Origin of the sequence: Vibrio sp. 1F279, from assembly GCF_041439815.1 — a bacterium.
GTDB lineage: Bacteria > Pseudomonadota > Gammaproteobacteria > Enterobacterales > Vibrionaceae > Vibrio > Vibrio tasmaniensis_A.
Window position 1 is genome coordinate 1 of sequence record NZ_JBGOOU010000012.1, and the last position, 26574, is coordinate 26574.

The window sequence follows — 26574 nt, forward strand, 5'->3', positions numbered from 1 at the left end:
TGGTTCACACTTGTTGCGGTGAACAGCACTTCATACGACTTCAGGTCGCACGGACAGAAACGTGTCAGCCGATGAGAGGCTACCACGTTGTTGAAAAACTAAGCTACCCTACTCGAGTGTATGTCTTTCCAATAAGAACGCGCTTAATCTGGTCAATGTTTTTTGCACCAATTCGGTCAAAAATTTCTTCAGCAGTATATTCTTTACCTAGCTCCCGTATGGCACGAACTTGCTCAACAGATAATCTATCTTCACGACTACAAATTTGTGCAACAGCCCACTCATTGTCACGCCACTTTTCTGCTACCCAGGGTGCTGGCAGTCCTTTTCTTGGGTGCTCGACAAGCCACTTTCGGATAACTCGAACCCTATCATCTGGCATAGGAATGACAGATTTTTTAAGCAACCCATTCTCCCGAAGATACCTCAATCCTGATTTTCCTCCAGGAATCATATTTAGACGTCGTTCATCACTCCAATGACCTTCAACTAAGAACTCTTCAGCTTCATACAGTTGCTCAAGATCATCAGTAATCCCCATTACTTTATGATGTATGTACGTCACTTTTCCACGCTCGGCTTCCTCTCGAAACTTTCGGTGGAACAGAAGAGGGCTTCCTGTTTCTATTGCGTACTTATGTTCAGTCCACCTCTTCTGCCAACTACGAGTTGTCACCCCAACATAAAAGTATCCATCATTAGGGTATGAGCCACCATTGCCAAAAATATGCTGATACAATACATATGATTTTTTTGGAAAATATTGTGGTGTCAGTAGAAAGTGAGCGGGTATTGAGAAAACAAGGCTAGGTTGTTTTATTTTTGCTTCATCTATAGAAGTTACACCACAACTAGCTGCACTAATAAACAATGGGTCAATGACCAACTCAACTTCAATGATTGGATTAATTACTTTCTCTTCATTTTCAAGTACTTTCCCTGATAAGTAATTAGCATCTCTAGTAACAGTTCGATGACCAGCCTTTAGCTCCTTTAGCGGAGCAACAAATCCAGGCCTGTTTCCCATGAAAGTCATATGGATAACAGGTATTACCTGTCCCACCTTAAGTCTAAACACTCCTTCGGGCTTAAGCGCAACCTTATGCCATTCTTTGCCATAAGGATGAGAGTTTATAAAAGTTATAAGAAGCGATTCAATTTCATTGCGACGAGATATTAGAGGCTTTGGAGCCAAATGTTCCCACCATAACCTGTTTAGCTGGAGCATGTTACGACCTGTTAGAGACTTTCGAGTGGGGAGCAAACCTGCTCCCCTAATCCAGTTCAGTGATAGTTAGAGCGTTAATCAACTAAGCACATAATGAGATATTAGATAAATTAGGTCAACGAACAGGTAATTTGAGCATATAAATAGATTATTCTAACGCGGGAAGGGGCGTTTTCGTGTTTGAAAATGCCGTTTGAGAGGGTTCTAGACGAAGGCGTGTTTCGGAAAATTAAATCTTAGCAACCCATGAATAACTATAAGTATTGGAAATCGCTTATGTAACTGTCTAGTTTTGATGGTGGCCTAATACCCAATGAGTCTTAACGACTGTATTGGAAAAACCTAAAACCGTGGCCAATTCTAGTTGAGCACTACACTTTTGAGCTAGAAAGTGCTTCGGGAAATAAAGTTCACGAAAATGCTCCATGCTCTAAACGGCCGATCAAATTGAGTACAACCTTAGTGTCTTCGGCTGTCGAAAGCATATCAATTGGTCGTTTGTTACCAAGCCCTCGAACTGGGTGTTAGAGCCAGTGATTCGCGGCTTCTTCACTTCCAAGCAGTGTTAACGCAGCCTGAAATACTTTGTCAAAATTCTTTTTGGTTTTTTTATTCACCTTAAACTCCGCCTGAATTTATGTGGTAAGTATTATGCACCATACTTACATCAGGAAAAGTAGGTCAAATAGTGATTAGTGAACTGATAGATAGTAACGGTCTCAATAGGAATGGGGTACTCTTCCCCTTTAGTGTGTTAATCAAAACCATGTGTAACCCTTCTTACAGAAAGCAAGATTCTAGGTGGTTTTAACTTCACATCGCAACCTGCGCATCGCAACTTGCGATGTGGGTGGTCACTTAAGAATTGTCAGCGTGAACGAAAATATTAGCATTTAAAATTAATAGCTTAAATTAAAATAGTAATGATGTTACAGATGGTTAGCCTTCTACTTTTGAGAGTGTCTCGCATAAAAAGCTCTCCATAATAGAGAGCTTTGATGGGTTACCGGTAGTATTGTTTTTGGCGCTTCGAGTTATGCTTCCAACTTTTTGCTAGGCCATACACATACGATGGGTAGTCGTCCCATGGGTTAGCTAATGCTCTTCCTCGTGCAGCGCGCAGCTTAACTGGGTAACCTCTACACTCAACCTTGTGAAGAAAGTAATAGCTCTTCTCCTGCTTGGTAGAAAAGTGCTTATGAGTTCCACTGCGAACGCTTGGATAAAGATCCCAAAGATATTGGCACTGGTATTTTATACGGTTCCGGTACTGCTGTTTTAGCCTTTTCATTTACCCTCCAGGTTTGCATTACCTAGAAGGGGTCCTCTGCAAAGTAATTCATTCCGGCCTCCCCAGTGTGCCTTTAGTGAAATTGTAGCCTAAGTTTTTTTCAACTACATAGAAGAGAAAGCCGAGATCACTCTCTGCTTAAATGCCCCAAGTCGAAGCTCATCAAACGTCCCTAGTGTTCCATAGAGACTATTTGAACTGTCTATACTGCTTTCCCAAGATACTGTTGTTCTCCCGCCTTTTGGGGACTCAAGCGGAAGCGCGACACTTAAGCTATTTCCTCGACCAGAGAACTCTGTTTCGATAGGTTTCCCCATACTTACATAGAGACGAGACTCAGGAATATCCTGTTCAACCCTTTCAGAAAACTCAATCAGACTTTGTTCAGCAAAAGTGAATAACCACGCTTGTTGGTTTATTGTATTATTCACACGAAGTATTCGTCCGAGCACCTGCCTGAAATACAATTCCGTTTTGACCGAACTCATATGGCAACATACTTGAAGGCGCGGAATATCAGTACCCTCACTGATCATACCTACACTAACAATCCATTGTGCGTCGCTTTGTCGATAACGCTCTATTTCTGCTAGCGGTTCTTCATGTCGATAAGTGACGATAGAAACGGTTTGCCCAAACTTTTGAGATAGTATCTCTTTGATTGTTTGCGCATGTTGAACCGACGCTGCAACAATCAGTCCACCGGCATTAGGGGATCTGATACGTACTTGTTCTAACCGCTCACATCCTAAACCGAGTAGATATTCCATCGCCTCTTGGTTGTGAATAACACTCTGGTAGGATGATTTTGTCTGTTTAAGCATCTCTAATATTGATGAAAAGGATTCGACTTTTTCTCGACTACTAACAGACAAGTCTTCATTATCAACCAAGACGATTTTAGGCCTTCTACAAACACCATCAGCTATAGCTTGTTTAAGAGTGTATTGGTAATCGACAAGAAGCTGTCCGTCTGGGTCGCTGTACTCACCCATCACAATGGGTAAAGAATCTGAACGCCACGGTGTACCTGAAAGTGCGAGGGTAAAAGTAGCAAGCCCTTGAATCTTAGTGAGAACTTGCTGCCCCCAAATGTTCGCATTTTCAAGCTCAGAGCCAGAGCAATGGTGTATTTCATCAAAGACAACAAAGACCCTGTGATTCCGCAATGTTTGCCAAAATTCGTCATTGAGGAATTGGATAGATTGGTATGTTAAAGATTGCCCGACAGATCCCATGCCGCCATTAAACGTACACTTAAGTATCGACGAAAAGGTTCTTTTTATACCATCAGAAACCGTCAACGATGGTGAGAAGCACAATACAAGATCTACCATGTCACTTTGTAACAACCTTGACGCAATATTAGCGGCAAGTACTGTCTTACCTGCTCCAGGTGTAGCTTGGCAAAAGAAATGGGAGCAGTTGGATTGATATTTTTCCAACGCTCTGTCAGAGCATTCACTTTGCCACTCCCTTAACACGGTTCATTTCCTTCATAGAGAGTACTAAGAACCTTTGTTAAAACGTTCACTTTACCGAGCAATAAAGCGGCGCGTTCTTTAGCCTCTTGATGCAAAGGAGCCAGTTTATTCTCTAGCTCAGGAAATCGAGATACGATCGACTGATACTCGTCAATCTCCCCAAGTATTATTTCCAATTCACCCTTATATTCGTTACGTTCATTACTCAAAATGGAATAGTTTTGAATAGGTATTTTAGGGTTTATATCCGCTTGGTTGTTCGTGGTTACATTGTTATGTAACTCTTTAAATTGTTCCGTTTGAAAGTAGCGCTTTTTTCGACCTGAGCCCTCACTTCGCAACCAAATTTTCTTTTCAAAGTGAAAAATTGCTCGGTACACCTTTTTGCGAGCTTCGGCAGAATTGGAGTCCACATTATCAAGGGATAGCCACAAATCTCTCGCTTCTAGCACGGTGAATCCATCTAACCCATTTTCTATCAATAACTTGTGCATGACCGCACTAATTCTTCGAGCCCGTTTCATTTCCAAAATTACACCAACCAAAAACTAAGGATTGCTTAGTATACAGAAATCAGTAAAACTAAGAAAATCTTAGTTACCTTGAGATCAGAGACATGAACTATAAGTGTCATTTACTAACCCAATCCCTGAGCGCCTTAAAGAAGCGCGCAAAAAAGCGAAACTCTCCCAAAAAGCTTTGGGAGTGCGTATAGGTATGGATGAAAGCTCCGCAAGCCCGAGAATGAATCAATACGAAAAGGGAAAACATACGCCAGATATCAGTACGTTAAAGTCAATTGCAGATGAACTTGGTGTGCCTTTGAGTTACTTCTTTTGTGAAGATGAGATTTCTGCGGAGTTAGCTGTGAATCTAAATAAGCTCTCTGAAACGGATAAGCAGAAGGTTCTTGAGGTCACAGTGCGGCTTATTGAAGAGTCATTTCAAAATAGTTGTCCTAAAGGGGACTAGCTACGCGAGCCAGCGAAAGGGCACTGGCTCTATTTGTTTTTTAAATACTATTTGCTGTTAAGGTAGTCTAGAACGACTTCATGATGGTCTTTAGTCTTGAACTTATTAAATACATGCTCAAGATTCCCAGATTCATCGATAAGGAAGCTTGTACGAACTACGCCCATATTCTCACGGCCCATGAACTTCTTAAGTTGCCAAACACCGTACTTCTCACAAACTTCGTGCTCTTCATCGGCTAGTAGAGTGAAGTTCAAATCTTGCTTGTTGATAAAGTTGGTCAGCTTTTTCGGGGTGTCTGGGCTTAAACCAAGTACAACAACGTTGTGGGCATCTAGCTCTGCTTTGGTATCGCGTAACCCTTGAGCCTGAACAGTACAGCCTGGCGTTGAAGCGCGAGGGTAGAAGTAGAGTAGTACTTTTTTTCCTTTCAGTTCAGAGAGGGTTACTGGGTTGTTGTCTTGGTCGTTTAATGTGAAATCTGGAGCGATTTGTCCTGCTTCGATAGCCATGGGTTATCCTTACTTTCTTTAATTTACTCTGAATCGAGCTTTCTTATTATTTCAGTGTGTAGTTTTATCTATGCTTGGTGGTGTTGTCTAGTGGTAACTCTAAACTAGGTTTAGTTACTTTCTGAAGTTGCCTTCAACGATGTTATCGGGCCTAGTGTTAACGACTTTATCCATGGATTTCTCACGCTCTGAAGCAGGAAGCATCTCCATTAGTTCTTGAATCATTTTGATGTGATTAGCTGCTTGGGTAGCTAATGCTTTCTCATGGCTCCGTGCGAGGTCGAGGTACTCTTTTTTCTTTTTATTTGCTTGAGTTTTATCTTGCTTTAATTGCTTAATCTCCGCTTGTAAAACATCGGTAGGTGTTTGAGTTGAGTCATCTTGTGTTACCCGAGCTTCGAGAGATTCAGTCTTGATCAGAACTTGAACATCTTCGTGCCTTCGCAGTGCGCCAACAGAGAGACCAGCTTCTCTCTCAACAGTACTATTATTGATTTTTAGTTTACTTTGACGAGCTTTCTTCCTCAGTTCGCGATTTTCGGGTTTTCCTTCTAAGAGCCGCTCTAGGGCTTTTAAAAGCTTGTTTTTAGTCGCTTGTGTCATGATAGAGTTACTCCGAAAGGTATCAAAAGTTCTTTAACTTGTTGTGGTACTTGAACAGGCTCATAGCTGATCTCTAAGTCATTCAGAATGCGCTCAGCAGCCGTAATTTTGATATACGCTTCTGATGCCGTTTGAGGCGTTAGTTCATCATGTTCAATATCCCATAGCATATTGATTTCAGCCTCCTTGCGTTTAGACTCGGCAAAAACAGCATCGACAATGTAGTCATTCTTACAGTCAACACATTCAAGAAGATTTACCTGTGTGCGCATGCTACAGCCTGTTGACGTGCAGTAAACTCCAGGGGCTACGGCATGTATATGACGTTTTTGCTCTCGAATCTGCTTTTTCCAGTAATTGAGCGAAAGCATGTCGTAATCAGTTTTATCCTTAAATAGGTTACGCTCAGTCTTCATCAGATTTTTTGCGAATTCTTTTCCTTTTCCGCCAGCAATACGCTCTTTATTCGCAAGCCTTTTGTAGATATTGAGATAAACTTGGGCTTTTTGAGCAATTCTTTCTTCATCAATTTCGTGGGCTAGGTTTTGTTTTTGCTTTCTGATTTTCTGGAATTTACTGGCATTCTTAGCGTAATGGCGCGTCATTGCCATTGATACATGGCTAAACTGCTGCTTGAGTTGAGGAAACGCGCAAAGCTCATAGCCGATAAGGTAGTAGGCAAACGAACGTCGAAGTTGATGGCCTGTGAATTCATAATTACTACCGATATTAAACGAAAGGGTAGGGTCAGAAACTTTCAAATCAATGACATCATCATTGGTTAGCGCAAGCTTCTCCCCTAATGCACCTTTAAACCAAGCTCTAATATGTTTGCCAGGTTGGTCTTTATTAACCCGATCATTGCCCTTTGTTACTTTATGGAAAAAGGCTTGGCGATCTGGATGGCATTTTCGAAGTGGAGTATGTAGTGCTTGCAGTATCTCATAAGCCTTTTTGCCAATCTCTGTAGTGACAAACTCATCTTGCCTTGACTGAGAGCCTTTGGTTGTTTTTGATAGGTCTGCATGAATAATATAAATGGTTTGTTTGGATATGATTTCTTCTGAGCAGCCATTTGCGGTATGTAGATGAAAAATTTCATCATTCCGCATTCCTGTTCGAGACATTAGCGCCCAAAGGCAGCCACCGTTGAATTCTTTTAACAACGACTGTGCTTCCCTAAGCCCGGTGATTATCTTGGTGCCAATTTTCAATGTCCTATTTGGATAGAATTTGTCAATGTAATCAGTCTTTATTGCAGGTTTATGCTTATGGAGTAACTCAAGGGTCGTGTGTTGTGATGGATTACTGAGTGCGAGAAAAGCAACTTTAAAGGCTATCATTTTTTCTTTATCGCCTTTATTTGAACTCGCTAAATACCAATTAAGTTTGCCATTCTTCCGTTTTGACGCATCGCGAGCAAGGTATTTGGCATATCCTTGATAGGTTTTCTCATCGTAGGTAACAATGTAGTCAGATAGTTTGCTCAGTTCGTCACGAATGGGGTATAGCTTCTTCACTAATACTTCTGACTCTTGAAGTCCTAAGTAAAAGAGTCGCTGCGGAATAACCGTATATTGCTCAGGATTTTTAAAGGTTAAACCAAAATCCGAAGGTGTTAATTTTTTGGTAAGACTTATATTAAACGGTAGGCGTGCTGCTTCAGCATATAGCTTATTGAGAACTGAGTAGGTCCTTTCTCTTTCAAAGTCGATATCGGTGAAATTACTTAACACCCAAGACTCTAGAAGCTCAAAACTTAATAACTCAAGGTTGTTTTGTCCTCCATTCAATAGAGCTGAAGCGAATTTTTTTAACCCAACGATTGTGTTGTAAATGCTCTGAAAAGAATAATCTATAGGTGAGAGCCACATCATGGTCAATACAAGCGCTTTCAATTGATTATTAAGATTGCGCTCCATCACTGTTCCATTAATGGAAAAGTCTAGTGTATACAGTTGGGTGGCTCTAGGCTCAAAGAAAGTGTGAAGTGTTCGCCAAGCGCTGTCGTCCCCAATTTTTCCTAGTGATTGGCCAGTGATACTAAAGCCAATATCTAACGCTTCAAACTTATCCCATGCCCCCGACTCGATGGCTGGTTTTAATATGTCGGTCAAATAATTTGTATAACAGCCAACAGTATTTTGCGCGCTGATAATGGCATCTTGTCGGTTAAGGCTATGCTCCGGTAGCTTTATCATGATTAGCTCCAAATTAACGGTGCAGGGCTAAAATAGCATGCTCCATCGATACTCGAGGATGACGCCCGTTTTGTTTAAATAATGACATAGCCTCGTCGTATACATTCTGGCTCGCGCCATCGAGAGTAAATTCAAAAGCGGTGATTTTCTCATGGACTTCATTATTCGCGTGAGTGTACTGGTCTAAGGCTTCTTTCAGCACATCGATGAAAGAGATAAGTTTGTAGACGGATTGAACCTCATTGACGGCTTTGGCAGACTGGCATTTGTAACATATATCGTATTCAGCACAGGGCAGTGGCAATTTTATTGAGTTATTTGTTTCACGCTGGGTGTTTTTTCCGCCGACGATATATTGCTGTCCATTGCAATGAATGCCATTTGGGTTGGTTTTAGCCCTTTCTTCCTCTTGTTTTTTTTTCCATTCATCATGCGTTAGCATTGGAATACCAAGATTGTTCGCAACCATTGCTTTCACTTGTTCTAGCCCCGTATCTTTATCTAATTGCTCCACGACCTGTATGGCTTGGGAAAGGATGATCTTGTTAAGTCGCGGGTCACCATTTACATAATGCTTGTCAATGGTTGGAAGTAGGTTTTGAAGGAGACTCTGAACACCGCCCGTACCACTATCGGAATACACTTGGTTACTGGTCATTTCTCTCCAGCGGCTTGATTGAAGTGAAATGAAGTATTCGTTGGGTTCAATTGACCAAGTTCTCATTTGATTGGATGAAATAGGGTTAATCCCTTCCCAATCTTTAGGAGCTTGCTTATGGTGACCTCGTTTGAGCAGTAATCGCTCATACTTTTTAGAGTTTTGCTTATCAGCTAATTCTGTGGCGAATTGTTCGATATCTTGAATTAACATCTTATCCGTAGCAGGAATTGAGAAGTGATGCCTCTCACCGTTTCGGTATTTCAGTGAAACACACACGTTGCCATCTTCGTCTTTCTCTGAGTAGGCAAGTGGTAGTAAAACACCTTTTAGTGGAAGGTCTGTGTAACACGATAAAATGCAATAGGCGGCATTTGTTGCGCCATGCGTGGCTCCGGCTTTTGAGCAAGCTCGAATCACTTTACTTACGGTAGCTCTACCAAGTTTATTAGTTCCTTTCTTTAGCTCGATAACATGCTGGTGTCGATAGCTGTAAAATAGCTCTCTGAACCATGGAAGACATGATGATCGGCTGGGGGAGAGTAGATTTAATACTACGCTTAGATTTTTGTTTATTTCTCCTAAATGAAATGAGTTGCTTTTCTCGCCTTGGTTATTGAGAGTGAAAAGTAATTCTGAGTCTGCTTCGCCACCGCCGTATAGTACTGAAAGTTTCTCAAGGGTCTTGATAAATTTTACGCCATCGCGCTTATCTACATTGAAACTTAGGTTGGTAAGAATAGCATCGACCGTTTTGTTTGCCCGCGCTTTAAAGCTCGATACTTTGACCACCTGTAAACTTTTATCCCGTTCATCACTATGAATCGTAAGGGGATGAGCGATGCCTTTTACGTCGCTATCATTCAACGAAGTGAAAAAGCACATTAGGTGGTAAGCAGCCCCCATAATAATGTTAAACGCAGAGGAATACTTTACAGCTGAGTCATTTTTGCTCTGACCATGTGTTTTAGTTTTTAGAGACGTTTGAATTGAAATGGTTTCTTGGTGTCCTCCCAAGTTAATAACAACAGGTAATTCATCAGGCAGTGCGAGGTTTGCTTTTTTTACCGCGATGAACTGTGGGGCTAATATGAAAAATACCTCACTCAATCGAGTGACAAGGATCTTTTCTTCGGTCTCAGAATAACCTTTGTGTGGTGTTTGAACGTAAGAAAAACAGCGATGATGAGTTATCCATGAATCTGTAGGTAATCCGCACCAATAAAGGGCTTTGCGAAGAGATGACGTCTTCATACCGGCAGTACTTTCCTTGATGCCTAATTCATCACCATTACTCATCTCCCATAGTTTTTTTGATGGCTTATACATTTTAATACGATGTCGTAATTCACCGTCATTACCTGCAAACTTTAAATAGCCAACTTTGGAGAAGGGGTTAACGTTTACAGAGTCACAAAATGCAATGAAAGTTCGTAACGCCTCGTAAGTTGATGTGGCAGTTTCTGCTGAATTTCCATTATTAACATAATGATTGGCTTGTTTACAAAAGCTTTTTAAATAGGGAATACGACTTTCCACTTTGGCGTTATCGCTATTTGCACCAAGATGTAATAGGTGTGACACGTCAAACTCAGTAACTGTCCTATGTTTGTTATTCTTATAGGGAATGGTAAGTCGTAACGGAATAATGTTTGTACTATTTCTAACATGCATAACCGTCTTTGAGCTTTTAGCCAGTGGGCTTTTTGCCATGTTACCAACCCCCGTTAATCTTGTTGTTTTTACTCATTGCGACTCTTAACTGGTCATCCTGTTTACTCATGAACTTAATGTACTTTTCCGTCGTTGAGGTGCTTGCATGCCCCATTAGCAAGGCTAACTCGTCCATTAGGTACTCATAAGCAACCTGCCGCCTCCTAGACTCACACCAAAGCCAATGCGTGGCATAAGTTGATCGCAGGTCATGGATTCGATAGTACCAGTCAGGCTCTATTGCCCGGATGTGCTGTCGCAGTTCGCTAAAATGCGCCTCTAGGGTTTTTACTGTGTATGGCCGCCCTTTATTGGAAAGAAAAAGGTAGTCAGTGGTGTCCTGTTCTTCTTTGGACTTAATCAGCTCATTTCGTCGAGTCAGGTTCTTTTGTCGCTGGCTACATTCTTTGTATTGCTCTAATTCCTCATACAGTGCGATAGGAATTTCAACCGTACGGGGCTTTCTACCCTTGGTACGTGTAATGGTCAAGGGCACGACGTCTAGAGCACTGCAATCCTTATCACCAATATCACGAGTAGGAAAGTGGGTGGCTTCATCAATCCTAAGCCCTGCCTCTTCACATAGTCTCAGTATCAGGGAAGCAGCTTTTGGCAATGTATGAATGTGCTGGGAGAACAGTTCTTTATGATCGAACGACATAGGCTTCAATTTTTGATGAGCAGGCGTTTTATCGACTTTGGGGAACTCCTTCATGATGTTTGACATCTCATAGACCCGCTTTGCGCCAGACTTAGTATGGGCAAGCATGTCATGCTGATTAGTGCCGTCTAGGTATGCCTCAAGCTTGGTGAAGTGTGTCAGGACATGCTCATCATTATTTTTGAGATAACCGTGTTTCTGCATCCACTTATAAAACCCAATAACAGCACCCATATAGCTTCTTGCTGAGTTAAGCGAGTACGCTTCGTCACCCGTCGCCTCCTTCCGAGATCGACAGTTTGCCAAAAGGTGCTGTGCAAATTGCCAAGGCGCGCCTTCTTCTTCATGCTTTGTTAGTGTTTTATAGGTTAGGTACTGAGGTGGTATCACATTCCCATCATCATCAACTTGAGGGTAATGGGTAGAGTCTAAATATCGAGTAAAGGCCAATAAGCCTTTGGCCATTGATTTGGTGTCTTGAATTTTTCCTTCACCGCTGAGTTTTGACACGAGGTAAAGAGATTGTGGATAAACAACACGCCCATCTGGTGCAAGGAGAATCTCGGTCTTCTTTAGGCGAGACTGTAAGTTGGATGGGGAAAGGTAGGGTGAGTGGGTCATTTCTCCAGAGTCACTATCGATGATCTCTGAGATTCTCAGTTTAGCTAATGTATCTACCTCTATGGAGAGCAATCGGTAGTCATCATAAACATCGTTTTCTTCATGCTTTTCTATCACAAAACAACCTCAATATGTTACCCACATATTAAAGGTAGACTGTCGTAAAAAATTATCGAAGATTTTTGTCATAAAAAATTTCTAAGGGTGAATTTTTTCTCGCCCCAAACACCAAACTGTTCAGCAACACTGTGGTCTTCATCAGATAGAAGAGTGAAGTTCAGAGATTTCTTCGCAACGAAATTTGGTAGGCGTTTAACTGGGTCAACACTCACACCTAGAACAACCACATTCAGATCATCAAGCTGTGCTTTGATATCACGCAGGCCTTCCGCTTGCACAATACAACCTGGAGTCATTGCTTTTGGGTAAAAATAGAAAAGGACTTTTTTACCTTTGAAGTCACCAAGAGATACGATATTGCCATCTTGATCTGGAAGAGAAAAAGCAGGTGCTGGAACACCAGCCGTTAGCGTATTCATGATATTTCCTTTTTAAAAACTGTTTTTGATAAAGTTGAGCGAGCCTTGTACGGATAGGCTCTGACACAGCGCGTCGAATTCTTCTTGTAGCTGCATCAAATTACATTCTGATTGCACAGAAGCGGTAATAGAGATATGGAATTGGTCGTTGTCGAGCTGAACCTTAGACTTATTGATGGTTCGCGCACTTAACGAATCGAGGCCGATGTTTCGGTCTGCGAAGAACTGGGTAAACTGCTCGGTAAGGCCGATTTTATCGTCTGACTCAACGAACACCTCTACTGTGTAAGAGTTCTCAATAACATCATGAGTTGAGGTTCGCTTCATAATCGTAATCAAGTCGTGCTCTTGTCCAAGCAAGGGCAGGGTGGTTTCAACGCGGGTAATGTTGTTTGCCTTTCCAGACAGTAGCATGATAAGCGTAAATTCTTCGCCAAATTGAGCGATACGGCTATCAATAATGTTACAGCCTGATTGGGTGACTAAATGAACCACTTGGTTGCATACACCTGGGCGATCTGTGCCCACAGCTGTGATTACTAGATGTTGAGTCATAAAATCACGTCTCTTATATTCCATTGATTCATGCATGTTAGCACAGTTAGCTAGAGGAATAAGTGTGTGCTTGGGGCTTTTATGAGGCACTTTGCTTCAAATATGTAACAAGTAATAGGAATATTTAGAGTGTTCAAAATTCAAAGAGTGGTGTGAGAGCATTGCTTACTTGTTACTGACATCGAGTGCTGAGCTATTCGCTAGATTGAGTGTAGGTTACCCAAATTCTAGGTCGAACGCGGTTATAAGTCGTTTTACCTCAAACATACGACAATATTTACTGCAGATGTTGCTGGTAAGCCACTTTAATGTCTTGTGTTTATTGATTGGCTTACAGTAACATGCAAAAAGAATAAATTAAGGGAGATAGACATGTTTTCAGGAAGTATCGTTGCGCTAGTTACACCATTTAATACTGATGGTGAAGTGGATTTCGACAGCCTTAAAAAGTTAGTTGAGCACCATGTTGCAGCAGGTAGTGATGGTCTGGTTGCGGTTGGCACAACTGGTGAGTCTTCAACACTCACTATTGAAGAGCATGTCAAAGTCGTCAATAAGGTCGTTGAATTTGCTGATGGCCGTATTCCTGTTATCGCTGGTACGGGTGCAAACGCAACTCACGAATCTGTACTTTTCAGCCGTTTGCTGAATGGTTCTGGTATTGCTGGTTGCCTGAGCGTAACGCCTTACTACAACAAACCGACTCAAGAAGGTTTGTACCAACATTACAAAGCAATTGCTGAAGTCAGTGACGTTCCACAGATCCTTTACAATGTACCTGGTCGCACTGCGGTAGACTTGTTGCCAGAAACGGTTGCTCGCCTTGCCGAGATCGAAAACATCGTTGCACTTAAAGATGCGACTGGTGATCTCGAAAGAATTGCAATTCACCGTGAACTTTGTGGCGAAGACTTTATCTTACTAAGTGGTGATGACTTAACTGGTCTTGAATTTGTTAAGCGTGGTGGCGATGGCGTGATCTCTGTAACGAACAATGTTGCAGCTGCTGATATGGCGACTATGTTCAAGCTAGCGAAGGAAGGCAAGTTTGAGGAAGCAGAAGCGATCAATGAGCGTTTGATGCCTCTACATAAGAATTTGTTCGTTGAGTCTAACCCTATTCCCGTAAAATGGGCGGTTCACAAAATGGGTCTGATTGCTGAAGGTGGCTTACGTCTACCACTGACTGAACTGTCAAAACCAGCTCAACCTGTTGTTGCTCAAGCAATGACTGAAGCGTGCATTTACTAAAAACGTATAAAGCAATGCCGAAGCGAACCTTCGGCATTTAGGAGTATAAATGAAGTATTCTCACCAGCTAGTGATCGGTTCACTGGCTGTTTTCGTTCTTACAGCATGTTCTGGCAGCCCGACTCAACGTCGCCAAGCCAAAGATGATTTTGAATACTTAGAAACACCTGAGTTTTCACAATGGCAATTGCCTGAAGATGCTCAGCCTCAGTTTTACCCAAACTTTGATATCCCAAGCGGTGAATTCAGTGGTGGTACCGGTCGTCAAGTGGATATTCGTCCTCCTCAACAGGTTCTTGAACTGATCCCAGGTGCTCGTACTGAGCGTCAAAATGGTGAAGTGACGTTATGGCTCCTTCGTGCTGAAGAGGCTGACCGAGTATGGCAAACGGCTGTAGATATGCTGACCCAGCGTAATATCGGCATTCGTGAACAGTCAGAAAATGACATTGAGACTGATTGGGTTACGTGGGTTTCTGAAGATGAAGAAGTCGAGATTGGTAGCCGCTATTCTCTCTCTCGTTTCCAAGCGAACAATCGGCATGGCTTCAAGATTAATCTGATTGATTGGCGTGAAGGTTCTGAAGAGAAACCAGTATCGGCAACCAATAAAGAGCGTTACAACGCGTTCTTAACGAATCTAGTGATGGCGAGATACGATGCAGATCTTCGTGCTGAAGCTGCGTTGAAAGCGCAAGAGTTGGTGAAACGTATTCCTATCTCAATGGGTTCGGACCGCAGTGGTTTCCCTGTGATCATTGCTCGTACGCCATATAACGTATTGTGGCAACGTCTACCTACCTTGCTACCGACGATGGGCTTTGAACTTGAAGAGCGTAATCAGTCTCAAGGTACAGTGAAAGCTAAGTATGCAGCGCCAGATGATGAATTCTGGGAAGAGATTGGCCTACAGCCTATTGACTTAGCGCCAGGTACTTACACTTTCTTGTTTGGTGATCTTGGCAACCGTACATCGATTAACGTAACGGATGCAACAGGTAAGCCTGTAGAAGAAGAGCTACTTAAGTCAATGGTACCGGTATTGGCACACGTTGCAGACCAAACCAAAGACAAGAAAGAAGCAAAATCTGAATAAGCACTGAGCAAATTTAGAAGAAAAAAAAAGAGGACATACAATGTCCTCTTTTTTATGTTTGTTAGTCAGTGTTTTATGTGCGTGTTGTCAATTTATGTTGTCAATTTATGTTGTCATTTCGCTAACAAGAAGTCACACGCGCCTGACTTGTTGGGGCTAGCGCATCAAGGGCGTTAGGCTAAGTATTTTTGCTGTTAGTAGACTCATCTTTTTGAGCTTTCTCTTGGTTCTGTTTATCCAATTGATTGAGCTTGTCTAAGTCTTTTTCTGTTTTGTTACGACCTGTCAGATCCATATTAGCGGTCTGTTTGAGCGCAGCAATATTACCCACCACAACGCTAACTACGATGATGATGATAACCCAAGGGTTTGTAAGCCACTCTAACATAAGCGCTCCTAATGACTGATATTCGCGACGAAGCGCGCATAGATCTCGTCTAGCTGCTCCGCAATAATTTCATACCCTAATATTGGCTTAGATTGGAGTTGCTTGCCAAGTAAAGTGGGAGATAACTGTGATAAACACAACTGTGAAACTTTACGGTGGCTTATATGCCAAGGTTCTATCGCCACGCCACCAAGGTCTTGGCTGTAAGGAAAGAAGAATCCAAACTGAGATGCATTGGCAGAGAGCCATTTGTAAAACACTTGCTGGTGGCCTGTGAGGTATTCCCATGGTTCCAGTTGTAGCTGAGTACCTTCAGGTAAGTGATTACGAGCAAAGACATCAAAGTCACAACCCCAATGGTGACGACTCGCTCCGGGAAGCGCAGACCACCTAAGAATCGCCGACAACTTTTGATGTTCATTGAGTGTTGAAGCATCAAGTGGTTGGCTTTCTGAGTCTAATATCGGTGCTTCACCAGAAAACTTGCGGTTCCAAATCAGAGATTGCCTTTCATAGTCGCGAAAGCCACTGGCAATCTCCATTTTAAAACCAGCGACTTGAGCAGCTTCAATCAAATTGTTTAGGTCATCTTTGACATCACTGTGGACCAAGAAGGTTTTGCTGCCAATGAGGCTAGGTTCTAAATGAGAATCTGATTGTCCGGTTAGCTGCTCTGGTGTCATAACGTGTCTCTCAATAATTAGATGCTATGAATCGCTGATGAAAAAACTACTTAGCGAACAGGTTCACTAATGTTCTTTCGTACATGTCAGTTAGTTTCTCTAAATCAGCCACTTTCACGCACTCGTTAACCTTGTGAATGGTTGCATTAACAGGACCTAGTTCTACCACTTGTCCTTTCATGCGCGCAATAAAGCGTCCGTCAGAAGTACCACCTGTGGTAAGCAGTGCCGGCTTAACATCATTCACGTGACCTACTGCATCGACAATAGCATCAAGCAACGAGCCTGCGTCGGTTAAGAACGGGTCGCCATTGAATGTCCATTTTAAATCGTATTCGAAATCGTACTTGTCGAGTGTATTTGTGATTCTTTCAACGATGATGTCGTTGTTTAACTCTGTGCTAAAGCGAAGGTTAAACTGAACATTAAATTCACCAGGAATCACGTTTGATGCGCCAGTGCCCGCACTTACATTTGGGATCTGGAAGCTGGTTGGTGGGAAATAATCATTACCTTTGTCCCACTCGGTCGTCGCCAATTCATTGATCGCAAGCAGAGAGCTGTGTACCGGGTTGTTCGCAAGGTGAGGGTAGGCAACGTGACCTTGTGTGCCTTTAATCGTTAGGTCGCCAGTGATAGAACCACGACGGCCGTTCTTTACGACATCACCTACGTACTCAGTACTTGATGGTTCGCCAACAATACACATGTCGATGTTCTCACCACGAGCCATCAATGCTTCGACAACGCGCACTGTCCCGTTGATGAACGGGCCTTCTTCATCTGACGTGATAAGGAAACCGATTGAGCCTGTGTGATCAGGGTGCTTAGCAATGAACTGTTCTACAGCCACAACCATTGAAGCCAGAGAACCTTTCATATCTGCCGCGCCGCGACCGTGTAGGAAACCATCTACGATAGTCGGTTCAAATGGCTTAGTGTTCCACTGCTCAATTGGGCCTGCAGGTACAACATCAGTGTGACCAGCAAAAGCAAATAGGGGGGCTTCGGTACCACGGCGAGCCCAGAAGTTCGTCGTATCTTCAAATACCATCACTTCGATTTCAAAACCTAGCGCTTTTAAGCGTTCAATCATCAGGTCTTGGCAGCCTGCATCTTCTGGTGTTACCGATTGACGGCTGATTAGGTCTTTTGCCAGAGCCAAAGTTGGGCTGTCTGTCATCCTTGAGTTCCTTGTTTAAATTAAACGTCTAGTCATTAATTTCAGGCGTTGAACAGGGGAAGTTCAACGCTTTGTTATCTGTTCTAATACAGCTGATTACGCAAAAATAGCAGCGTATTGATCAGCTTTGAAGCCAATATGAAGCTTGCCATCGACTTTCAAGATAGGGCGCTTGATCATTGCTGGTTGTTCAACAAGCAGAATTACGGCTTTTTCTTCCGTTAATGTGTCTTTTTGCTCTTGAGAAAGTTGGCGATAAGTCGTACCACGTTTGTTTAGCACAAGCTCCCCCCCAAGCTCTGAACAGAAGCTTGTTACTAACTCTTCAGTGATGCCTTGTTTGCGATAATCATGAAATTCGAACTCGATACCTTCAGCTTCTAGCCATTTTTTTGCTTTTTTGATGGTGTCGCAATTCGGAATGCCAAACATAGTGATAGTCATTATTCTTCCTTTGGGTGATTTTATTTCGTTGTTATGAGTTGAATCCTATCAGGAAGCGGCAATTCAGACAAAATAGAGTGAGGAATATTTCATAGAGTGAAAAAAAACAGTAAGAAAATGTCACTATTGGAGACTTATTGATCAGCCTCAACATGTTGTCAGCAAAAAAAGAAATAATTGAGTTGCACATATATAGGAGGTGTCAATGGAGTTGAGTCCTGTTTTTGCAAGGCGGCTATATTTAGCATTGTTAGTGGAAAGCCTTGATAGGCCAAATGTGCCTAAACTCATCGAAAAAACGGGGTGGCCTCGTCGTACTATTCAAGATGTACTCAAGGCGTTACCGGGGATCGGTATTGAACTTATGTTTGTTCAAGATGGGCGACGTCATAATGATGGCTATTACCAATTATCCGACTGGGGGCCATTTGACAGTCAATGGGTTATCCAGCGTAAAGGCGATATAGCAACAAGCCTTGGATTTAGTGCATAAGCCAGCGAAAGCTGGCTTTCTTCTTTCTACTCCTTACCGATTAGCGATAAGTCGAATTAGCGACACCGATAAGCGGTGCCCAACATGGTTACGGAAGTCGCAAAATCTTGGGGAAGTGTGAAAATTACGGTGTCCGCACCTAATCCAATAGCATTGGACTTTAGCTCATTCATTGCGCCTTGAATCAGAGTGTCGTTCGGGTAAAACAGATAACTATACCAGTGGCCTTCGCTGCCGGTGACTTCCCCTTTATATTCGCACTCGTTGATATCAATCAGTCCGTGGTAATCCATTTGTACTTGGTCAGATTTGTTATGTGGGACTGTTGTCGGTGTCGTGCACCCGACTAATATGCCTGTCATAGCTAAAGCGACTAATTCCTTTTTCATACATTTATCCTGCTATTTCATCAAATAAATCGCGAAACCTACCCAGCTTGCGATCAATAGTAACCACGGCAATTTGCTGGCGTGATTTGATGTTGTTTCAACAATTGTGTCTACATTGCTCTCTTCGTCTAGATTAGTTTGTTGAGTTTGCTTCTCTTTCTGTACGCGTTTTCTTGCTTTATCGGCTTGGCGGCTGCGTTCTTTTTGCTGTTTCTTGTAAAGTGCGATGCCTTTTTCGATACCTTGAGCAATTAATTTTGTTTGTTCTTTGGTTTGAGCTGGCTTTTGCGTCGCTTTGGCTATCTTCAGTGCTTCTTGTTGAGATTCAACAGACGGTGTATTAGTTTTCTTTTTCATACTGAGTTCGACAATTAAAACGGATTAACCAATAAGATAACGCAAACCTAGTTAAGTATGAATGATTTGCGTTAAAGTGTTGGTTTGAAAACAAGTGAAAGTGAGAGTTGTGCGGTACTCCATAGAACAATACGATAAACACGGCTTTTTGAAAGCCCCAATCTTATTATGGTTAGGTTGGCTGTTTCTTGCGAAAGCTTTGGTCGTTTTCATTGTTGCGGGCGCAAGCCGAGAGTCGGGAACGGATATTCTTGAGACCATCTATCCAGACCACCAGATGTTTTATGTCGGGATTGCGTTGAGTGTCCCTAGTTTGTTATTGATGTGGTTGTTTGGACTAAGATCTCCAGATAGAAAGCGCCTTAACAAAGTCGTGTCATGGGGACGTTGGGTTACCATGATGGCTATCTTGGCACAGGGCTCCCATACAATTTATTTAATCTATTTGGATAACGGATGGTTCCGTTGGTCAAATGCTATCACCCTATTATTGCTCCTCTGGTTAGCGCTTTATTTAACCAATAGCCATGCCGCTAGGGATTGCTTTAAAGTGGTTGAGCACGAAGACTGATTCTCATCAAAACATTTGTACCATTCACAATTATACTTAGAAGCTAAAACTGGAAGGAATAATCTATGCTTAATGTTTCAAATGAGCAGCCTAACGTTCAAAGTGCTATTTTGCCTGAAGCTGGGCCTTTCGCTCTTTACGTTCAACTTAAAGTGAACGCTAATACTGCTAATGTACTAGCAGAAATTAAAAAGCTTCCGACTCTAATCGACGAGCTAAACCAAACTCAACCTGATGCGAACCTAACGGCGTCGGTAGCATTCTCAAAAGCTTTTTGGGATAAGTTTGAGCAAGCTGCTCCCTCTGATCTAATTGATTTTCCTGCGCTTGGTGAAGGTGATATCACAGCACCGAGCACACTGTCTGATGTTCTGATTCACTGTCATTCAAACCGACATGACCTACACTTCTTCATCCTACGTAAATTGCTATCTGAAGTAGCGGCAGACGTTGAAGTCGTAGATGAAACTTACGGTTACCGTTTCCTAGACTCACGTGACATGACTGATTTCGTTGATGGCACTGAAAACCCGAAAGACGCGCAGCGCGCTGAAGTGGCGATTGTGCCTGAAGGTGAATTCGCAGGTGGTAGCTACGTAATGGTGCAACGTTTTGTGCATAACCTGCCAGCTTGGAATAGATTAAACGTATCGGCACAAGAGAAAGTGGTTGGCCGTACCAAGCCAGATTCGATCGAGCTAGACGATGTTCCAGCGGCGTCTCACGTTGGCCGTGTGGATATCAAAGAAGAAGGCAAGGGTCTTAAAATCGTTCGTCATAGCCTGCCTTACGGCACAGCAACGGGCGATCACGGCTTACTGTTCATTGCTTACTGTAACGTTCGTCATAACTTCGATGCGATGTTAGAGAGCATGTACGGCGAAACAGATGGAAAAACAGACCAACTGCTTCGCTTTACTAAAGCCGTTACTGGCGCTTACTACTTTGCTCCTTCAGCTGAGATGTTGAGTGCATTAACGATTAAGTAAGTCGTCTCAAATAGAATAAACAAGGGAGCCTCAAGGCTCCTTTTTTTAAAGTTTTATATAAATAGGTCGATACAAGAGCAATCGTAAGTTTTATCATCTTTTTGTAAGTGTAGGTCTATGGCTATAACTGTTAATACAAATGTTTCAGCATTAGTGGCTCAGAGGAATCTCTCTAATGCCAATAACATGCTGAACCAATCTTTGGAGCGCTTGGCTTCAGGGAGTCGTATTAATAGTGCAAAAGACGATGCTGCTGGCTTACAAATCTCTAATCGATTAGAAACACAGATGAGCGGCATCGATGTTGCGGTTCGAAATGCTAACGACGGTATCTCCATTATGCAGACAGCAGAAGGGGCGATGAATGAAACCACTAATATCATGCAACGCATGCGAGACCTGTCACTGCAAGCGACTAATGGTTCGAATAGCCAATCGGAAAGGACGGCTATTCAAGAAGAAGTAACCGCCTTAAATGATGAGTTAAACCGAATTGCGGAAACCACTTCATTTGGTGGGAAAAAGCTCCTTAACGGCAGTTTTGGTAGTTCGTCATTTCAAATTGGTGGCAGCTCTGGTGAAGCGGTGCAGATAGGTTTGAAAAACATGCGCACCGATGATATCAACATGGGCGGCTTTAGCTATGTTGCCAATGGCATGGCAAGTGACTCGTGGGAAGTTAAATCCAACCAGACAGATATGACGATGGCGTTTACCGATCGTTTTGGTCAGCCTCAAGAGATCAACATTAATGCCAAGGCGGGCGATGACATTGAAGAGCTAGCGACTTATATCAATGGTCAAACGGATCTGGTTTCGGCTTCCGTCAATGATGAAGGGCAGCTTCAGATCTACATGTCAGGCGAAGACACGGCAGGCACGATCTCTTTCTCAGGCTCGTTAGCCAGTGAGCTTTCGATGTCGGCGGGTTATTACGAGTCAGTCGATGATATTAATGTCACTGATGTTGGTGGAGCACAGCGCGCCGTGTCTATTTTGGATACAGCGATGAAGTATGTTGATAGTCACCGTTCTGAACTCGGGGCGATGCAAAACCGCTTTGATCATGCGATTAATAACCTTGAAAATGTTCATGAGAACTTGGGGGCATCAAACAGTCGAATCAAAGATACAGACTACGCCAAAGAAACCACTCAAATGCTCAAACAACAAATACTGCAGCAAGTCAGTACCACTATTTTAGCTCAAGCTAAGCAAGCGCCGAACTTAGCTTTAACGCTGCTAGGCTAATAAATTAGGTCAATTCTTATAAAGGTATTCTCGGTTAACTAAAGTCCTTTGGTTAATTAAAATACAATATTTCCCCCGGCTGACTTTTCGACAACTTTAGCCTTTTTCTCATCTTTTTTTGATAATTTCACTGCCAGTCACGCTTTCTTATCCTTTCTCGCTATTTCTTTAATTTTGTTGCTTTTTTTCTAAAGGTTTCAGCATTCACGCCGTTATTAAAAGTAACTTAGAGATAACTACTTGGTTTTCCGAGACGTCGGAAGCCGCTATACCGGAAAATCAATTGGAGAAATCACCATGGCAGTGAATGTAAATACCAACGTATCAGCAATGACAGCACAACGTTACCTAAACAGTGCAAACAGCGCTCAACAAACATCAATGGAACGTCTATCTTCAGGTTCTAAAATCAACAGCGCAAAAGATGACGCTGCTGGCCTACAAATCTCGAACCGTTTGAACGTTCAGAGCCGCGGTCTTGATGTTGCTGTACGTAACGCGAACGATGGTATCTCTATCGCTCAAACAGCAGAAGGTGCGATGAATGAAACATCAAACATTCTACAACGTATGCGTGATTTGTCTTTGCAATCAACAAACGGTTCAAATACTAAATCTGACCGTGTAGCAATCCAAGAAGAAGTAACGGCGCTTAATGATGAATTAAATCGTATCGCTGAAACAACCTCTTTTGGTGGCAACAAGCTGCTTAACGGTACTCACGGTACTAAGTCATTCCAAATTGGTGCAGACAATGGTGAGGCAGTAATGCTTCAACTGAAAGACATGCGTTCTGATAACGACCAAATGGGCGGCAGCAGCTACCAATTTACAGAAGCTAAAGGTAAAGATTGGGGCGTGAAAGCTGGTGCGAATGACTTAACCATGTCATTAAAAGACAGCTTCGGTGACCAACGAGAAATCAACATCTCTGCTAAAGCTGGCGATGATATTGAAGAGCTAGCGACTTACATTAACGGTCAACAAGACCTAGTAAAAGCATCAATTGATGAAGAAGGTAAACTGCAAATCTTCGCTGGCAACAATAAAGTTGATGGAGAAATTGCATTTTCTGGTGCTTTATCAGATGAATTAGGCATGCAAGCAGGTGCGAAACCTGAGGACCCAAAAACTCTAGAGGGTAAGCAAGTAACGGTTGATACTATCGACGTAACGTCTGTTGGTGGCGCTCAAGAATCTGTAGCTGTTATCGATGCGGCACTTAAATATGTAGATAGCCACCGTTCTGAGCTTGGTGCATTCCAAAACCGTTTCGACCACGCAATTAACAACTTAGATAACATCAACGAGAACGTTAATGCATCTAAGAGCCGTATCAAAGATACCGATTTCGCGAAAGAAACGACTAATATGACTAAGTCTCAGATTCTTTCACAGGCTTCAAGTTCAATTCTTGCGCAAGCGAAACAAGCTCCAAACTCAGCACTTAGCCTACTAGGCTAATCGGTTGAAAGGCCACGTTGACTTTAAGCGTTGTTGATCACAAGCGTCAACGTTAGGCTTCCACAAATTAGCTCGTGGTGAGAGATGAGCGCTAAACAGACCCAGCTTCGGCTGGGTTTTTTATTGCCTGTTATTTAGCGAAGGTATATTTGGAAAAGTGCAGTGCTGGTAAGCAGACGCAAAAGAGAGATTCCCTATCACGCTCGTTCCTCACTGTAGGGAATGACGACTATAGGCGGTATTGATCAATTGTTTACCTGAATCGAAGTCTTTAGTCGTCATCTCAGAATCGAGTAGAACGAGATATCAGAGATCTCTGTTTGTTAAAATTCACAAGTGTAATTTGATGTATAGGCGAAATGCCTTGAATAGCGCTTAACAACGTTTAGTAAAAAGCTAGGTCGGATAGCAGGGGATAAACGGTCAGTGTAGTTGTCATTGATTGAGGGAACTAGGAGAAGGGTTTCGGTGTGATAGTCAGTAATGCCTATCTGAGGTATTGAACAAATATAGCAGGCACAAAAAACGCTACCCTTAGGTAGCGTTTTAATTAAAGCAGATAAGTAATCGGGATTACTTAGTTACTTTAAGAACTGGAGTTTCGCCAACAGTTACAGAACCAGAAAGCTTGTTCAGCTCCTTGATTTCGTCCATGTTAGAGATAACAACTGGAGTAAGCGTAGATTTTGCTTTCTCTTCTAGAAGCGCAAGGTCGAAAGTGATGATTGTGTCACCAGCTTTAACAGATTGACCTTCTTCAGCTACACGAGTGAAGCCTTCGCCTTTAAGTTCAACAGTATCGATACCGAAGTGAACGAAAAGCTCAATACCGTCGTCAGACTCGATAGAGAATGCGTGGTTTGTTTCGAAGATTTTACCGATAGTACCGTTAACTGGAGCTACCATTTTATCGCCAGCTGGTTTGATAGCAATGCCATCACCAACGATTTTTTCAGCGAAAACTACATCTGGCACGTCTTCGATGTTTACGATTTCACCAGAAAGAGGTGCGATGATTTCGATTGCACCAGCATCAGCGCTGTCATCAGATACAAGCTTTTTCAGTTTGTCAAACAGACCCATTGTGTCATGCTCCTAACGTTTAGTTTTATTCTGTAGAATATACTATACCAATCTAACAAATTAGACGACTATTTTTAGCCGTCTAACTTCATTAAGCTCTTGGTGATTACTGAGTTTTCTCAGCGATGAACTTTTCTACACAAGCTTCAATTTCTGCAGCTGTAGGTAGAGATAGTGCTTCGTCAGCCATAGCTTTAACTTCAGCGAAGTTAGAGTTACGGATTACTTTCTTAACTTTAGGGATAGAGATACCGCTCATAGAGAACTCATCTAGACCCATACCAAGAAGAAGTAGAGTTGCACGCTCATCACCTGCTAGTTCGCCACACATACCTGTCCATTTACCTTCTTTGTGAGAAGCATCGATTACTTGCTTGATAACAAGAAGAACCGCTGGAGATAGTGGGTTGTATAGGTGAGAAATCATTTCGTTACCACGGTCTACCGCAAGTGTATATTGCGTTAGGTCGTTAGTACCGATAGAGAAGAAAGATACTTCTTTCGCTAGGTGGTGTGCGATTGCAGCGGCTGCTGGAGTCTCAACCATTACGCCGATTTCGATTTCTTCATCGAAAGCTAGGCCTTCAGCGCGAAGTTCAACTTTGTACTCTTCGATTGCTTTTTTCAGTTCACGGATCTCTTCAACAGAAATGATCATTGGGAACATGATGCGTAGTTTACCGTGTGCAGATGCACGTAGGATACCACGTAGTTGGTCACGTAGAATTTCACGACGATCCAAGCTGATACGTACTGCACGCCAGCCTAGGAAAGGGTTCATCTCTTGTGGAAGATCCATGTATGGTAGGTCTTTATCGCCACCGATATCCATAGTACGGATAATCACTGACTCGCCTTTCATTGCTTCCGCTACTTCTTTGTAAGCAACGTATTGCTCTTCTTCAGTAGGAAGTGCAGTACGGTCCATGAATAGGAATTCAGTACGGTACAGACCAACGCCTTCACCGCCGTTACGCAGAATACCGTCACAGTCTTTTACTGTACCGATGTTGCCACAAACTTCTACACGGTGACCGTCTAGAGTTTCAGCATGTAAATCTTTTAGTTTTGCTAGTTCAACTGCTTCTGCTTCGAAATCAGATTTGATTTTCTTAGCTTCTGCTAATTCAGCGTCAGAAGGGTTGATGATGATCTTGTTGTTCATCGCGTCTAGCACAAGCATGTCGCCGTTTTTAACTTGCTTAGTGATATCGTTAGTACCAACGATAGCTGGAAGCTCAAGTGAACGTGCCATGATTGAAGTATGAGATGTACGACCGCCGATGTCACAAGCAAAACCAAGAACGTAGTCTAGGTTGATTTGTGCCGTTTCAGATGGCGTTAAATCGTAAGCAACTAGGATAACTTCTTCATTGATATCTGCTAGAGATACAATGTTGATGCCTAGTGCATTTTTAACGAAGCGAGTACCGATATCACGGATATCAGTCGCACGTTCTTTTAGGTACTCATCATCAAGCGACTCAAGTGCAACAGCTTGCTCTTCGATCACTGTGTAGATCGCGTTGTCTGCGTGCATTTTGTCTTTCTTGATGAGTGCTAAAATCTCTTCTTCTAGCTCTTCATCTTCAAGCAGCATGATGTGGCCTTCAAAGATTGCTTCTTTTTCTTCGCCAAAAGTTTCAAGTGCTTTTTGCTTTACAACTTCAAGTTGTTGAGAAGATTTGTTACGAGCGTCAAAAAAACGCTGAACTTCTGCTTCAACTTGATCGTCTGAGATAGATTGAGTGTTTAGGACAATTTCATCTTCTTGAAGTAGTAGTGCTTTACCGAAAGCAATACCAGGAGATGCTAGGATGCCTGAAATCATAGCCTTACCTTAGTTGTTCAACTGTAAACGGGAGAATGTGTGACTTTAAGTCGTCGACTAATG

General features: G+C 42.5%; 26 protein-coding genes and 2 pseudogenes. 8 read left to right on the forward strand and 20 right to left on the reverse strand.

Annotated elements, in window-relative coordinates:
- Positions 1-103: 103 nt before the first annotated feature.
- The 5 genes and pseudogenes from ACED60_RS10870 to ACED60_RS10890 all read right to left on the reverse strand — a co-directional run bounded on the left by ACED60_RS10870 (position 104) and on the right by ACED60_RS10890 (position 4527).
- Positions 104-1228, reverse strand: coding sequence for a hypothetical protein (locus tag ACED60_RS10870; RefSeq protein ID WP_371727511.1), 1125 nt, complete (start codon positions 1226-1228; stop codon positions 104-106).
- A gap of 410 nt (positions 1229-1638) precedes the next feature.
- A pseudogene (locus ACED60_RS10875) lies at positions 1639-1737 on the reverse strand (antitoxin Xre/MbcA/ParS toxin-binding domain-containing protein); the annotation flags it as partial.
- Between the two features lie 494 nt (positions 1738-2231).
- Entirely contained in the window at positions 2232-2519 is a 288-nt protein-coding gene (locus tag ACED60_RS10880; protein ID WP_102549240.1) for a hypothetical protein, read from the reverse strand.
- Positions 2520-2623: 104 nt separating this feature from the next.
- Entirely contained in the window at positions 2624-4003 is a 1380-nt protein-coding gene (locus tag ACED60_RS10885) for a DEAD/DEAH box helicase (RefSeq protein ID WP_371727512.1), read from the reverse strand.
- Entirely contained in the window at positions 3997-4527 is a 531-nt protein-coding gene (locus ACED60_RS10890) for a hypothetical protein (RefSeq protein WP_371727547.1), read from the reverse strand. Before ACED60_RS10890 ends, ACED60_RS10885 begins: the two co-directional genes overlap by 7 nt.
- A gap of 103 nt (positions 4528-4630) precedes the next feature.
- Between ACED60_RS10890 and ACED60_RS10895 the strand changes: the two genes are divergently transcribed.
- Positions 4631-4975, forward strand: a complete 345-nt coding sequence (locus tag ACED60_RS10895; RefSeq protein WP_016800146.1) for a helix-turn-helix domain-containing protein — start codon at positions 4631-4633, stop codon at positions 4973-4975.
- Between the two features lie 47 nt (positions 4976-5022).
- On the opposite strand, the gene bcp (ACED60_RS10900) is transcribed toward ACED60_RS10895, so the two are convergent.
- From bcp (ACED60_RS10900) to ACED60_RS10930, 7 genes and pseudogenes are all read right to left on the reverse strand, one after another.
- Entirely contained in the window at positions 5023-5487 is a 465-nt protein-coding gene (gene bcp, locus ACED60_RS10900) for a thioredoxin-dependent thiol peroxidase (protein WP_102336672.1), read from the reverse strand.
- Between the two features lie 114 nt (positions 5488-5601).
- On the reverse strand, positions 5602-6090 hold the full coding sequence (locus ACED60_RS10905) for a bacterioferritin comigratory protein (RefSeq protein ID WP_371727513.1): 489 nt from the start codon (positions 6088-6090) through the stop codon (positions 5602-5604).
- The gene (locus ACED60_RS10910; protein ID WP_371727514.1) at positions 6087-8291 is read right to left on the reverse strand and encodes a site-specific integrase; all 2205 of its coding nucleotides are present in this window, start codon (positions 8289-8291) and stop codon (positions 6087-6089) included. The genes ACED60_RS10905 and ACED60_RS10910 overlap by 4 nt, the downstream gene beginning before the upstream one ends.
- Positions 8292-8304: 13 nt before the next feature.
- The gene (locus ACED60_RS10915; protein ID WP_371727515.1) at positions 8305-10662 is read right to left on the reverse strand and encodes a hypothetical protein; all 2358 of its coding nucleotides are present in this window, start codon (positions 10660-10662) and stop codon (positions 8305-8307) included.
- A 1-nt stretch (position 10663) separates the two neighbouring features.
- The gene (locus ACED60_RS10920) at positions 10664-12061 is read right to left on the reverse strand and encodes a tyrosine-type recombinase/integrase (RefSeq protein ID WP_371727516.1); all 1398 of its coding nucleotides are present in this window, start codon (positions 12059-12061) and stop codon (positions 10664-10666) included.
- Between the two features lie 89 nt (positions 12062-12150).
- A pseudogene (gene bcp, locus ACED60_RS10925) lies at positions 12151-12483 on the reverse strand (thioredoxin-dependent thiol peroxidase); the annotation flags it as partial.
- 12 nt (positions 12484-12495) lie between these two features.
- A complete protein-coding gene (locus ACED60_RS10930; RefSeq protein ID WP_009847377.1) occupies positions 12496-13038 on the reverse strand; it encodes a glycine cleavage system protein R in 543 nt (180 codons plus the stop codon).
- A 372-nt stretch (positions 13039-13410) separates the two neighbouring features.
- On the opposite strand from ACED60_RS10930, the gene dapA reads away from it, so the two are divergent.
- Together dapA and bamC are read left to right on the forward strand one after the other, a co-directional pair.
- On the forward strand, positions 13411-14289 hold the full coding sequence (gene dapA / locus ACED60_RS10935) for a 4-hydroxy-tetrahydrodipicolinate synthase (RefSeq protein WP_135384109.1): 879 nt from the start codon (positions 13411-13413) through the stop codon (positions 14287-14289).
- Positions 14290-14338: 49 nt separating this feature from the next.
- Positions 14339-15385 carry an outer membrane protein assembly factor BamC gene (gene bamC, locus ACED60_RS10940; RefSeq protein WP_371696098.1) on the forward strand — a complete coding sequence of 349 codons (1047 nt, stop codon included), beginning with the start codon at positions 14339-14341 and terminating at the stop codon, positions 15383-15385.
- 178 nt (positions 15386-15563) lie between these two features.
- Here bamC and ACED60_RS10945 read toward each other — a convergent pair whose 3' ends face one another.
- The 4 genes from ACED60_RS10945 to ACED60_RS10960 all read right to left on the reverse strand — a co-directional run bounded on the left by ACED60_RS10945 (position 15564) and on the right by ACED60_RS10960 (position 18083).
- Positions 15564-15773: a DUF2897 family protein gene (locus ACED60_RS10945; protein ID WP_135384107.1), complete on the reverse strand. Its 210-nt coding sequence runs from the start codon at positions 15771-15773 to the stop codon at positions 15564-15566.
- An 8-nt stretch (positions 15774-15781) separates the two neighbouring features.
- On the reverse strand, positions 15782-16456 hold the full coding sequence (locus tag ACED60_RS10950) for a M15 family metallopeptidase (RefSeq protein ID WP_371727517.1): 675 nt from the start codon (positions 16454-16456) through the stop codon (positions 15782-15784).
- A gap of 46 nt (positions 16457-16502) precedes the next feature.
- Complete coding sequence (gene dapE, locus ACED60_RS10955; protein ID WP_017096838.1) at positions 16503-17639, reverse strand: succinyl-diaminopimelate desuccinylase; 1137 nt, start codon at positions 17637-17639, stop codon at positions 16503-16505.
- Positions 17640-17735: 96 nt separating this feature from the next.
- Positions 17736-18083 (reverse strand): ArsC family reductase, encoded by a 348-nt coding sequence (locus tag ACED60_RS10960; RefSeq protein ID WP_371727518.1) that lies wholly within the window; start codon positions 18081-18083, stop codon positions 17736-17738.
- Positions 18084-18288: 205 nt separating this feature from the next.
- Here ACED60_RS10960 and ACED60_RS10965 point away from each other — a divergent pair, with 205 nt between their 5' ends.
- Entirely contained in the window at positions 18289-18576 is a 288-nt protein-coding gene (locus tag ACED60_RS10965) for a helix-turn-helix domain-containing protein (protein WP_004734273.1), read from the forward strand.
- A gap of 56 nt (positions 18577-18632) precedes the next feature.
- On the opposite strand, the gene ACED60_RS10970 is transcribed toward ACED60_RS10965, so the two are convergent.
- Together ACED60_RS10970 and ACED60_RS10975 are read right to left on the reverse strand one after the other, a co-directional pair.
- Positions 18633-18965: a DUF4156 domain-containing protein gene (locus tag ACED60_RS10970; RefSeq protein ID WP_371727519.1), complete on the reverse strand. Its 333-nt coding sequence runs from the start codon at positions 18963-18965 to the stop codon at positions 18633-18635.
- Positions 18966-18977: 12 nt separating this feature from the next.
- Entirely contained in the window at positions 18978-19322 is a 345-nt protein-coding gene (locus ACED60_RS10975) for a DUF2956 domain-containing protein (RefSeq protein WP_135381670.1), read from the reverse strand.
- A 109-nt stretch (positions 19323-19431) separates the two neighbouring features.
- On the opposite strand from ACED60_RS10975, the gene ACED60_RS10980 reads away from it, so the two are divergent.
- From ACED60_RS10980 to ACED60_RS10995, 4 genes are all read left to right on the forward strand, one after another.
- Positions 19432-19893, forward strand: a complete 462-nt coding sequence (locus tag ACED60_RS10980) for a DUF2919 domain-containing protein (protein WP_032499208.1) — start codon at positions 19432-19434, stop codon at positions 19891-19893.
- A 65-nt stretch (positions 19894-19958) separates the two neighbouring features.
- A complete protein-coding gene (locus ACED60_RS10985) occupies positions 19959-20882 on the forward strand; it encodes a Dyp-type peroxidase (protein ID WP_371727520.1) in 924 nt (307 codons plus the stop codon).
- Between the two features lie 117 nt (positions 20883-20999).
- The gene (locus tag ACED60_RS10990; protein ID WP_371727521.1) at positions 21000-22133 is read left to right on the forward strand and encodes a flagellin; all 1134 of its coding nucleotides are present in this window, start codon (positions 21000-21002) and stop codon (positions 22131-22133) included.
- 297 nt (positions 22134-22430) lie between these two features.
- Complete coding sequence (locus ACED60_RS10995) at positions 22431-23597, forward strand: flagellin (protein WP_009847365.1); 1167 nt, start codon at positions 22431-22433, stop codon at positions 23595-23597.
- 573 nt (positions 23598-24170) lie between these two features.
- On the opposite strand, the gene crr is transcribed toward ACED60_RS10995, so the two are convergent.
- Both crr and ptsI read right to left on the reverse strand, forming a co-directional pair.
- On the reverse strand, positions 24171-24680 hold the full coding sequence (gene crr, locus ACED60_RS11000; RefSeq protein WP_009847364.1) for a PTS glucose transporter subunit IIA: 510 nt from the start codon (positions 24678-24680) through the stop codon (positions 24171-24173).
- Positions 24681-24786: 106 nt separating this feature from the next.
- Positions 24787-26511, reverse strand: a complete 1725-nt coding sequence (gene ptsI / locus ACED60_RS11005; RefSeq protein ID WP_371727522.1) for a phosphoenolpyruvate-protein phosphotransferase PtsI — start codon at positions 26509-26511, stop codon at positions 24787-24789.
- Positions 26512-26574 lie beyond the last annotated feature (63 nt).

Coding starts and splice junctions, on each gene's coding strand:
- ACED60_RS10965 (WP_004734273.1), top strand. CDS start 18,289: ATGGAGTTGAGTCCTGTTTTTGCAAGGCGGCTATATTTAGCATTGTTA.
- ptsI (WP_371727522.1), bottom strand. CDS start 26,511: ATGATTTCAGGCATCCTAGCATCTCCTGGTATTGCTTTCGGTAAAGCA.
- ACED60_RS10880 (WP_102549240.1), bottom strand. CDS start 2,519: ATGAAAAGGCTAAAACAGCAGTACCGGAACCGTATAAAATACCAGTGC.
- ACED60_RS10910 (WP_371727514.1), bottom strand. CDS start 8,291: ATGATAAAGCTACCGGAGCATAGCCTTAACCGACAAGATGCCATTATC.
- ACED60_RS10950 (WP_371727517.1), bottom strand. CDS start 16,456: ATGACACCAGAGCAGCTAACCGGACAATCAGATTCTCATTTAGAACCT.
- ACED60_RS10985 (WP_371727520.1), top strand. CDS start 19,959: ATGCTTAATGTTTCAAATGAGCAGCCTAACGTTCAAAGTGCTATTTTG.
- ACED60_RS10915 (WP_371727515.1), bottom strand. CDS start 10,662: ATGGCAAAAAGCCCACTGGCTAAAAGCTCAAAGACGGTTATGCATGTT.
- bcp (WP_102336672.1), bottom strand. CDS start 5,487: ATGGCTATCGAAGCAGGACAAATCGCTCCAGATTTCACATTAAACGAC.
- crr (WP_009847364.1), bottom strand. CDS start 24,680: ATGGGTCTGTTTGACAAACTGAAAAAGCTTGTATCTGATGACAGCGCT.
- dapA (WP_135384109.1), top strand. CDS start 13,411: ATGTTTTCAGGAAGTATCGTTGCGCTAGTTACACCATTTAATACTGAT.
- ACED60_RS10905 (WP_371727513.1), bottom strand. CDS start 6,090: ATGACACAAGCGACTAAAAACAAGCTTTTAAAAGCCCTAGAGCGGCTC.
- bamC (WP_371696098.1), top strand. CDS start 14,339: ATGAAGTATTCTCACCAGCTAGTGATCGGTTCACTGGCTGTTTTCGTT.
- ACED60_RS10890 (WP_371727547.1), bottom strand. CDS start 4,527: ATGAAACGGGCTCGAAGAATTAGTGCGGTCATGCACAAGTTATTGATA.
- ACED60_RS10930 (WP_009847377.1), bottom strand. CDS start 13,038: ATGACTCAACATCTAGTAATCACAGCTGTGGGCACAGATCGCCCAGGT.
- ACED60_RS10870 (WP_371727511.1), bottom strand. CDS start 1,228: ATGCTCCAGCTAAACAGGTTATGGTGGGAACATTTGGCTCCAAAGCCT.
- ACED60_RS10975 (WP_135381670.1), bottom strand. CDS start 19,322: ATGAAAAAGAAAACTAATACACCGTCTGTTGAATCTCAACAAGAAGCA.
- ACED60_RS10945 (WP_135384107.1), bottom strand. CDS start 15,773: ATGTTAGAGTGGCTTACAAACCCTTGGGTTATCATCATCATCGTAGTT.
- ACED60_RS10990 (WP_371727521.1), top strand. CDS start 21,000: ATGGCTATAACTGTTAATACAAATGTTTCAGCATTAGTGGCTCAGAGG.
- ACED60_RS10970 (WP_371727519.1), bottom strand. CDS start 18,965: ATGAAAAAGGAATTAGTCGCTTTAGCTATGACAGGCATATTAGTCGGG.
- ACED60_RS10960 (WP_371727518.1), bottom strand. CDS start 18,083: ATGACTATCACTATGTTTGGCATTCCGAATTGCGACACCATCAAAAAA.
- dapE (WP_017096838.1), bottom strand. CDS start 17,639: ATGACAGACAGCCCAACTTTGGCTCTGGCAAAAGACCTAATCAGCCGT.
- ACED60_RS10995 (WP_009847365.1), top strand. CDS start 22,431: ATGGCAGTGAATGTAAATACCAACGTATCAGCAATGACAGCACAACGT.